The 10,038-nt window shown below is 42.1% G+C and carries 6 protein-coding genes; 3 read left to right on the top strand and 3 right to left on the bottom strand.

Annotation, left to right across the window (positions count from 1 at the left end; genetic code table 11):
* Positions 1 to 151: 151 nt before the first annotated feature.
* Both JMN32_RS18985 and JMN32_RS18980 read right to left on the bottom strand, forming a co-directional pair.
* Positions 152 to 1,276, bottom strand: coding sequence for a hypothetical protein (locus JMN32_RS18985; protein ID WP_202857945.1), 1,125 nt, complete (start codon positions 1,274 to 1,276; stop codon positions 152 to 154).
* An 8-nt stretch (positions 1,277 to 1,284) separates the two neighbouring features.
* A complete protein-coding gene (locus JMN32_RS18980) occupies positions 1,285 to 3,051 on the bottom strand; it encodes an HSP90 family protein (protein WP_202857944.1) in 1,767 nt (588 codons plus the stop codon).
* Between the two features lie 422 nt (positions 3,052 to 3,473).
* Between JMN32_RS18980 and JMN32_RS18975 the strand changes: the two genes are divergently transcribed.
* On the top strand, positions 3,474 to 3,995 hold the full coding sequence (locus JMN32_RS18975) for a hypothetical protein (protein WP_202857943.1): 522 nt from the start codon (positions 3,474 to 3,476) through the stop codon (positions 3,993 to 3,995).
* A 6-nt stretch (positions 3,996 to 4,001) separates the two neighbouring features.
* Positions 4,002 to 4,367, top strand: coding sequence for a GerW family sporulation protein (locus tag JMN32_RS18970; RefSeq protein WP_238354542.1), 366 nt, complete (start codon positions 4,002 to 4,004; stop codon positions 4,365 to 4,367).
* Positions 4,368 to 4,473: 106 nt separating this feature from the next.
* On the opposite strand, the gene JMN32_RS18965 is transcribed toward JMN32_RS18970, so the two are convergent.
* Complete coding sequence (locus JMN32_RS18965; protein ID WP_202857942.1) at positions 4,474 to 5,412, bottom strand: outer membrane beta-barrel protein; 939 nt, start codon at positions 5,410 to 5,412, stop codon at positions 4,474 to 4,476.
* 363 nt (positions 5,413 to 5,775) lie between these two features.
* Here JMN32_RS18965 and JMN32_RS18960 point away from each other — a divergent pair, with 363 nt between their 5' ends.
* Positions 5,776 to 9,915, top strand: coding sequence for an AsmA family protein (locus tag JMN32_RS18960; protein ID WP_202857941.1), 4,140 nt, complete (start codon positions 5,776 to 5,778; stop codon positions 9,913 to 9,915).
* Positions 9,916 to 10,038 lie beyond the last annotated feature (123 nt).

The raw sequence follows: 10,038 nt of genomic DNA, 5'->3' as shown, positions 1-10,038 counted from the left end.
TTTTGAACCGTAATCACTGGCATAAACACTCCGAAATCAGTGGCATATTTCAAACCGTTATATCCAATCATATCATTCGAAATGATCAATCGTTTTATAGGATTTCGCGATACATCGTTAATAATCCATTGAAATGGAAAGAGGATAAATTTTATTTAACCAATTGTTGATCGGTCCATTCCCTCATTTCTTCCAAATACCCCATATAATATCCATTCCCATTCCTGCCATCCAATAACCCTGCACGGTGTTTTGCCTGTTCGTTAAACCATTGGCTTAGCGCTGTGGTAGGGTATTCACCATCCTTATCAGCAATATCAAAAGGAAGCTGCTTCAGGTTGAAATTGAGTTTGACAGTAGAGTTCTCTGCCCGGACCATAGCCTGAAGGAAGAGGCCTGCTGCAAGGTAGAAATGGAAGTGCAGATAGTCGGATGTACGTGCCATCAGTAGGGGGAGTTGCTGTTCAAGAATCGCCCTGGCGCTAACAAAATCCTCTTTTATGGTGTAGAACAACAGCAGTTGACTGTATTCTACCGGGAAGGTGACGGATTTGTTCAGATGCCGTTGTGCTTTGGAAGCGTAGACCTCAGCCAGTTCCCAGTTGCCGAGCATCATGGCAGCCATCATGGCTTTAGGGTAGGTGAGAAGAGGCACTTCAGTGCAGGAGATCTGTCCGTTCAGTATAGGTTTAGCCGTGTCGAGCAGCGTCTGATATTCCTTGGTCATCAAGAAGATGTTGAGCAGGTTGTCGCTCTGGCAGGCCCTGCAGTCCAGCAATACATGGTTGCTTGTAGCCTGCTTATATTTTTCATGAGCCTGTCTGGCTTTTTCTTCATTGCCCAGCTTCACATACACCTTCATGTAGTAATGCTGAATGATCTTATCTGCTGCGCCAAAAGCCCTGTAGCGTGCCTCGAAGTCCTGTAGCAGGCTGTCGATTTGTTGTAACGATACTTTGTGGTATTCGGGAATTACATCCAGCACCCATTTGAAAGACCAAAGCACCGAGCGATACCTGAACCTGTCAGGATGCTGATCACAAATGTTGAGGAACCAGGGGAATTGAGCTATCAGCTCCTCATCAAAATTAAGAAAGGTACACTGAGACATGTACTGATAGCGAGCTTCAAACTCCAGGTCAAGGTCTTTGAAGAACTGCGCCTTTTTAATGGCCCTGAAAGCCAGTTGTTTGTTGGCGAGGGTGTCATTTGCACTCGATAAGTAGTTGACAACTTTTTGCAGGTCTTCAATAGTTTCTAATTGTGTAGCGTCCATGGTTATTTTTAAAATGACTGATCCAGAATGTAAGTAAGGTTTTCGTTCATCGCCTCCAGTTCCTGCTGGTTGAGCGGGTAATGGCCCATAAGCATGGCGTTGATGTACAGTGTCTCTATGAGCGGGCGTTCCATTTTCTCCTGAGGCTTGCGGAGTAGCTTTTGAACAATGGAATTATTGAAGTTGAGAAAAAGCTTGGAACGGAATGATACCGAAGGTTCAAATACCGCACTGGATATACCAGCCCACAGGTCGTTGCTGTCTTTTTTGATCTGCTCTATGTCGCGAGCCATCATTTTTCTTTCCGAAAGGTGAAAGATAGCCGGAATGTTGTCAGGCACAAACTGCCTGATTTCCAGTTCACAATCAAACTTCAACAGATAATCCTGCAATGCATCCAGACGGGATTTGTGGCGATCAAACTCCTCAATATTCAATGATTTCAGGATGTTGCCAAAATACTCCGTATCTATAGCCTGATATTGCTGGTCTCTATCGAGGTGGCTGAGCGCTTCCAGTATTTGCGTGTCATAAACATAACCTGCATTGATTACCAGCTTATCTTGAGCCTTGGCAATAGGTACAATTTGCCTGAATTCATCCACATCAGAAATGTAAAAAGCCGTTTGCACCCGTTTTTTGATTTCCTGTAAAGTCAATACACCTTCAGTGGTGGAAAAAGAAAACCAGTTGGCGATAAAGCTGAGAAACTCAGGGTCTGACAGAGACATATACTTCAGCGCATGTCCGTGCACTTTGATGATGTGCTCCAGAGACTGCGGAGAGGTTTTGCTGAGATCGATAAGGTATTCCTTAATGGCATTGCCCAGGTCTTCACGTACGTTTTCGTAAGTGTCATTGTGGTAGATCTCTTCCCTTGAGGCAGTAGGCGACAGATTTTCAGAGTTAATGATCACCTTCACGAAAAAAGCCCACTCCGGCAGCAGATGCTGGGCATGTGCCGTGATAAACATGTTTTTGATATAAACGCGATTGCTTTGAGTGGTTCCGAAATGCGTAGGATGCGGTACAATGTAGGCAATACCATTCGTTTTGCCAGAGCTGTCACGGATGTATAAGAAGTTGGAGAAGTTCTCCTGAAACATTTCTCTGCCGAAATTAAGAACATGGTCACTGCCGGCCTTGTTGTCCCAGGGGAAAGAGCCTTGTATGGTGGTATGGTGTTGACTATTTACCTCTACCTCAATGGGTATGCCCAGGTATTGTCCGTACAGGTTGAGCAGGAGCACGAGTTTTTCCTGATCGAAATCGATATTGTTTCTGAGTTTTAAAACTACCTGTGTGCCGGTTTCCCGGTCAGTGTTGGCAATGGTTTCAGTTTGATAGGTGCCTTCTATGTTACCCACCCATTTTACCATATAATCAGCCTTGGCAGATTTAGAGTGTACCACTATTTCGTCACTCACCATAAAGCAGGAGAGTAGCCCGATACCAAACTGACCTATGAAGTCATTCCTCGTTTCTTCCAGAGCCTGCTGTGACTTGGAACTTGCCCCGATCTTGGATAAGAATTCGCTCACCTTATCTTCGGTAAGCCCGATGCCATTATCGGTGATCACCAAACCACGGTTAGTGTCATCATCATAATAATCAACTTTAATGTGCGCTTCGAACTGCTCATGATGGCCTCTGGCCTTGATGGCATCCACAGCATTTTGTAAGAGTTCTCTTACAAACACCTCCTTATGACTGTAAAGGTTATCGGAAAGTACTTTAAGAATACCACCGAGGTTAACTTGGAATAGTGATTTCATGTGATTGAAAACTTAAAATTTACGGGTTGACAAATCAAAGGAATATAGTTTATATTTCCTTAGTCCTACGTGGTTAATTCATCAACGTCATCGCGAGGAGGTACGACGAAGTGATCTCCTCAATTCGGAGAGGTGCCCTTCAATCAGGTTCGTAATCATGGGAGGGAGATTGCTTCTTCGTTCGTACCTCTCTCATCGCAATGACGCAATATTATATTGGTCGTCATCACGAGGAGGTACGACGAAGTGATCTCCTCAATCTTGGCATGGACTAATTGTCCTGAGCGCGTCGTCGCAATGGCGAAAATATATTACAACGGATATAAATCATCACTCTCCAAGACCAGCATCATTGAAGCCTTTGTAACTGGGAGGTAGCTTTATCATTTAAAAAGAATTATCCATCACTAAAGCAAAAATACATGCTGGTTATCTATATACTGCTGCTCGCTATACTGGTATTGCTGCTTTGGATTGTTTTTACACCACTATACGTCAGAGTAGACACTACTCTGGGGTTGTATGAAATACATCAGGCAGGAACGATCAATATGTCGTTGCATCCGGGGGAAGATGAATGGTGGCAAGTTCGTGTATTTGGCGTTCGAGTACGCGTTAAAGCGAGTGAGAAGCCAAAGAAAGCCAAGACGCCTAAGAAACAGGGGAAGGGGAAGAAGAAATCCCGATTCAAACGGTCTGCCTCTGCCTGGAGGTGCCTGGTTAGCGGCGTAGTTCGCAGTATCACTTTGCAGCAATTCGCATGCTCAGTAGACCTGGATAATGTGGTGCTCAACGCGCAGTTAGTCCCTGTACTCATGCTGGTCAACCGAGGGCCAGTGAGTATTCATACCAACTTCAATGATCAGTATTACCTTCAGCTTCGGGTAAAGGCCCGACTCAACAGACTGATCTGGACATTCATTAGATTCTTAACTAAAAAATAAAAAAACATGGAAATGAATTTTGAAACTTTATTGGAAAGGCTCACTGACTTCATTCAAAAGGAGGTGAAAACGGAAACCGTAATTGGTGAACCTTTTAAATTGGGAGAGTTCGACTGTGTGCCTGTAATGCGGGTAGGCATTGGCTTTGGCAGCGGAGGAGGTCATGGAGATTCTGCCAAAACAGGAAAAGGGGAAGGTGGAGGAGCAGGAGGAGGGATTGGTATTGATCCCATTGGCTTTCTGGTAACCAAGGACGATGAAATATCTTTCATCAATACCCATCAGAAAAAATCAATTGCAGGCATTTTTGAAAAGGTACCCGACTTAATTGAGAAGCTGGCCAATAAGAAAAAGGAAAAGGAACCAGCATAATTGGAGAGAAATTGAGTAGCTATGAAGTTTGAATATTTACCTCACCCTGAGAGGCTTGTGGTTATTACAATAGCCAATAAGGGTGAGGCTCAATTTATTTATGTATTTAGAAGCTTATTCTTATACCAATGTTAATACCGGCACCGCTAGCATTAACTTCTTGCGAAGGGATGGTAGTGGGCTGGTCCTCAGGTTGAGGTGTTGTATTAGAAAAAGTATAGTCATCTTTGAAAATAAACTTCTTTTCAGAAACAGGCATATCTTCAAGTTGCTGACCAGGTACTAGCACAGACTGACCGTCAGAAATGGCTGAAGTTGTGAAGCTTTTGATCTCAGCTTCATCACTTTTAATAGTGAAGCTCTTGAACTCTGCCTCACCAAAAAGGCTGATGCGATCATTAACAGGTAACAATATACCTACGGCAGCAACATAACCTATACTAAATTTGGCAGTTACTTCAGACTCAGCACGTAGCGCTATATCTGTACCTGCACCACCACCGTTAATAATGTCTGCTGAAGTTTCAATGGTAAGATCTCCTGCTGCTGTAATTAAAAGTCCTACTCTGGCGTAAGGGTTGATGCCTTCAAAACCGGGAGTTACAATTATAGCAGGACTCAAATCCACCCCTCTGATATAAGCTACTTCCTCAGAGTTCATTACCGGACTGCTTAATTTGCCGATTACCGTCTCATCACCGTGGAAATAGTTGATACCCAATTCTGCACCGATATAAGGGTTGAACATGTAACCACCAGTGATGTTTCCTTTAAATCCAGCACCCAAAGAGCCATTTAGACTTTTTACATTGGTAGTAGAACCATCAGCACTTACAGTTACTTCCGTAGATTGTTTTATTCCGGTTAATTCGTTAGGATCAGCATTGTTAAATTCAGTTTTGGCAGACTGTAAAGAGTAGCCGCCGCCAGCCCTAAGGTAAAATCCCTGTCCCTGAACCTGAGAGAAAGAAATTGTGGTTATTGCTAAAAATGCAATTAAAAAATTAAGTGTTTTGTTTAGTCTCTTTTTATGAGAGTAAGTCATAGTTAAGTTATTTAAGTTTGTTTTAGTCAAAAAATAGAACCGCGCGAAATTAGTCTTTTTGAGGTGTTTTGAAAGGTTTAGCGGTGGTAATTTATCCCGATTAGCCACTATTTTTGTTGTGGCAGGTTTTACATTGTTGATTACCAAATATTTCCGCTAACTCGATAAATTGGGTAGGTATCTTATTTTTTAGAGTTTCCGGATAAACTTTCTGATAGCTTTTTGAGTTAGGAAAGCCGGAAATGCAAATGTCACCTCCAACCTTCAATCGCCCTTGCACTAGAAAGTAGTGCAAAAATCCATGACGAAAAAATCATCTGAACAAGTCAAAATAAAGCTATAAATTTACTCTTACTTAAGGGTATGCAACGAAGACATAAATACTTTAAATTAAGAGCACTGCGCAGATCGAGGAGGGGGTTGCTAACTACAGCTATACTTTTGGTTGCTGCGGTCATATTTGCCGTACTTTTTACCTACGAAAAGTTAATTCATTACTATGCCTATGATTTGTTGGGTAAAACGCTAAAAAGGACTGTTGAGTTAAAAACAGATGGTTTTTATAGTATTTCATATGATAGTATACACGTTGACTTTGTCGATAGCAGGGCTACGCTGTTTAACTTTAAGGTAGATATAGACAGCGTACAGTTAGATGCTTCTGATAAAGACATGTCCTTGTTTGTAGCTCATGTACCTCGCGTAGATGCTGATATTATTAACTTGCTTGAAGTCGTTTTTAAGGATCGGCTCAGCCTAAAAACGATTATTCTACAGCAACCTGAAGTTTGGATAGCTCAGCCGAGGCAGGATGAAGAGAATATAGGGCTCTCTAAAGAGAGTGGAGATATTTATAAAACTGTGACGCAACAGATCAGGGAGTTTAACCTGGGTAGCTTTGGTCTGAGTCAGGCTAAGATCAGTTATAAGAGAGACCTCATGGAACGTAGTTATGATTTTGTAACCGGCAACATCTCTTTTTTGATCAGGAACTTTGGTTGGGATAGTGATAGTAATAACGACCCTAAGTTTCATTCAGACCATATTAGTCTCTTGGTCAAAGACCAGACCTTCAAGCTTAAAGACTCAGTTCACCTGTTCTCCTTTGACTCAGTGCTGCTTTCTACACGTGAATCGCGCATTGAGTTGACTAATGTACACCTGTACCCACGCAATGATGCAGTGCGCAAGGGCAAAGACTTAGATCGTAATGCTTATTCTATTGGTATTCCATCCCTTTCTCTACGGGGGGTAGATTTTAATAAAGCGTATATGGATAATGTTTTGTCTATCAATGAAATAGATATTCGCTCGCCAAACTTTGCCATGGATAATTTCCTGACGGTAGCCAAAAATACTCCGGTAGATCCATCAACGGAGGAGTTGGTCAAAATAATAACTCAGCTCTTTAATATCATTGAAATTTCCAATCTGAACATTGATAATGGAGGCATAGATGTGTTGAGAGACAGGGCATTTTCCTCTTCGCGGTTTAAGGCTAATAATATTTTTGCCCATGTCAAAAACGTGCGGATTGATACTCTGAATTACAGCGCCATTAAATACGACAGTGCCACTGTTGGGTTGAAAAATTACTACTACAGTATGCCAGATAGTATTCATATCCTGAAATTTGGTAGTCTGTCATTTGTTACCACTGACAAGTCCAATATTAGGATCGATTCTTTGAAAGTATTTGATCGTCTGACGTTGAGTGAAAAAATAGATCACGGCGGGGTGATCAATATTGATGCGCCACAGGTTAGGGTATCAGGCTTTGAATTTGAAAACTTCATTGATAACAACCAGTTGGTCATGAACAATGTGTCTATTGAACGGCCGGAAATCAGGTTTCATATGGAGGATACAGCATACTCTACTAGTGGAGAAATTGATTTGCCAGAGCTTGTAGGGGCTATTTTTGACTTTCTACACACCGATAGTATTAACCTTAACGATGGTGAAGTTAGTTTGATGAGGAAGGGAGCACCCTTTATTGAATTTCATGGACTGGGTACATCAGTCGGGGAGGTGGTCAATGGCAAAGGAAGGTCGAACCTGTACCTGGACAGTCTTCAAATGAAAGTCTCTGCCAGGAGCATTGTGATAAGTCCTCCCGAAAGTGTTAAGGGCAGGTTGACCGGAGTTTCGCTGGTTCAGAATGATAAAACAAAACTGACCATACGCAGAGTGGAGATAGAAGGTAATGAAGATGTACCTATCAATGCGTCTCTTGCCGGGGTTTTTGTCCCTCTTCCGGGTGTTTCTGTATTTCTTAATTCCCCGAGCAGTGCACTGAATGGACTTAGAGCCCGGGAATTTAAGCTGTTGGTTGACAAGTCTTTCTTGCAGAAGAAGCCGGAAAATGATCAGAGCGAATCCTTTTCATTCAAACGAATCCATTTAGGGAAGGGCATTATTAATATAGTGGGCAACAAGGCACCGGTATTTACAGCCAATGTCAATTACCTGAAGTTTCGGGAATTTTTAATACATGAAGATGAGAAACCCGAAGTGAAGGGGCTGGAACTTTCTTTGGCGGGTTCCTCTCTCTATGGTGATGGCAGCGTACTGACATTTAGTCAATTACAGCTTTCTGAAAAGTTAAAACAATTGGCTGTAAAGAAGCTGGAAGTCAAGGGGAAACATGAGTTTTTAATTGACACTATTTCATCAAATGGAATAGAGGTGGGACGCCTCGTGAATGAAAATATACTGGATGCGAAAATGATTCTGGCGCGTAATACTAATATACAACTGAGTACCAAGGGAAGCGATAAACCAAAGACAACAACACACTTTCTGGACTTGCAGCAAAAGCTGAATGAATATATAAAAGATATAAAAGTAGACAGGCTGATATTGGCTAACACTACTTTTGATAATCGAGATGGGGTGGTGGCGAAGGGGGTGAATTTTGATATCAGGGGTGTTCGTATAGCTCCCGACAGGAAATGGAACTATAAAATACCATTTGCGCAGCGTATGGCTGCTGATGCAGAAAACGTGTCAATTACCAATAACCAGTCCAGTGTGGTGCTTACTGGTGTAACCCTCGACTCTAAAACGGACGCTTTAGGGGTAAATCGGTTTTCATTTACCAACAAGGAAGATGCTACCACCTTCAAGGTTCCGGGAATCCATATGAGCATTCCGGATATCTATGCTTTTGTAAATCATCAGAAAGTAGATATTCAGAAAGTTAAGCTGATTAAGCCTGATATTACACTTCAGCAGAGGGAAGATAAGTCGGCAGGTAAAAATTTATTGGAGGGTAGCGACTTGAAGGCAGTATCTATTCATAATCTCGATTTGAGCAACGGGAGTGTTTTGCTTAAGCGGGAAGGAAAGGGAGACTTTAAGCTAAAAGATATTTCCATTAACCTGAAGCAGGTACTTTTGGATGAGCGCACTAACCTCAATAAAGATGTACTGGTATTTAAAGGGATGACTGCTACTGTGCCAAACCTGAGTTTCAAAACCAAGGACGGTTTAAACACAATTACCGTGGAGAAAGTAGCTTTTGCCTTGAAAGACTCCAGCCTTACAGTCAGCAACCTGCGGTTTGTGCCACTATCCCAGTTTGAGTATTTTGATAAAAAGCATTTTGAAAGTGACTGGATAAATGCCAGTGCCGGAACCATCAAGCTGTCAGGGCTTCATCTGGATAAGTTTTTAAATCAACAACTGATCGATAGCAGGCACTTGCTTATCGACAATGCTAAAATTGATGTATACAGGGATAAGAATATGCCAGATGCTCCGGCAAAAGAGAAAACCATGTATCATGTTGCTTTCGGAAAATATAAAAAGCCGGTCAATATAGGAAGAGTGGATATTCACAATACTGATATTACTTACACCGAATTTGCCGAAGGGGCACTACAGCCTGGTTCGGTATCTTTTGAGGAGTTTTCAGCAGTGTTCAAAAATGTTACGAACAGAGAGAGTCTGTTAAAAAAGAACCGTTTTGTAACTATGGATGCCACGGCTATGGTTATGGGTAAAGCAAAGCTTGACTTGTCGATGTCGTTTGACATGCTGTCACCAGCAGGGGCTTTTACAATAGGAGGTAAGCTGGCTGCTACGCCTTTGAGAATATTCAACGATATAACAGTCTATAATGCCAATATTGATATTCGTGAGGGCTATGCCAACAGCCTCTTTTTTAGCGCCCGTGCCAATGAAGATGTAGCCTACGGTACCATGGAGTTTCGGTATGAAGACCTTAAAATCTATATTTTGGAAAAGCCCTCAGAAAGAACCTCGCGTACAAATAAGTCCATAGCTTCTTTCTTCGCCAATACATTTGTGATCAATAAGAATAACCCTCACTTGTTTAAGTTCAGGGAAGGCAAGATCTACTTTGAAAGGAACCCCAATAAGTCACTCTTTAACTATTGGACGAAGACCTTCCTGAGTGGATTGGTGGCTAGTATTGGAGTGAATAACAACAAGAAGGAGTTTGATAGAGTTACCAGTGATGAAGAGCAGGAGAAGTAAAAGTTATTTAACCGTCATCACGAGGAGGTACGACGAAGTGATANAAGTCACTCTTTAACTATTGGACGAAGACCTTCCTGAGTGGATTGGTGGCTAGTATTGGAGTGAATAACAACAAGAAGG

The organism is Fulvivirga marina, assembly GCF_016775155.1.
Taxonomy (GTDB): Bacteria; Bacteroidota; Bacteroidia; order Cytophagales; family Cyclobacteriaceae; genus Fulvivirga; species Fulvivirga marina.
This window is presented reverse-complemented; position numbering and strand designations above follow the sequence as displayed.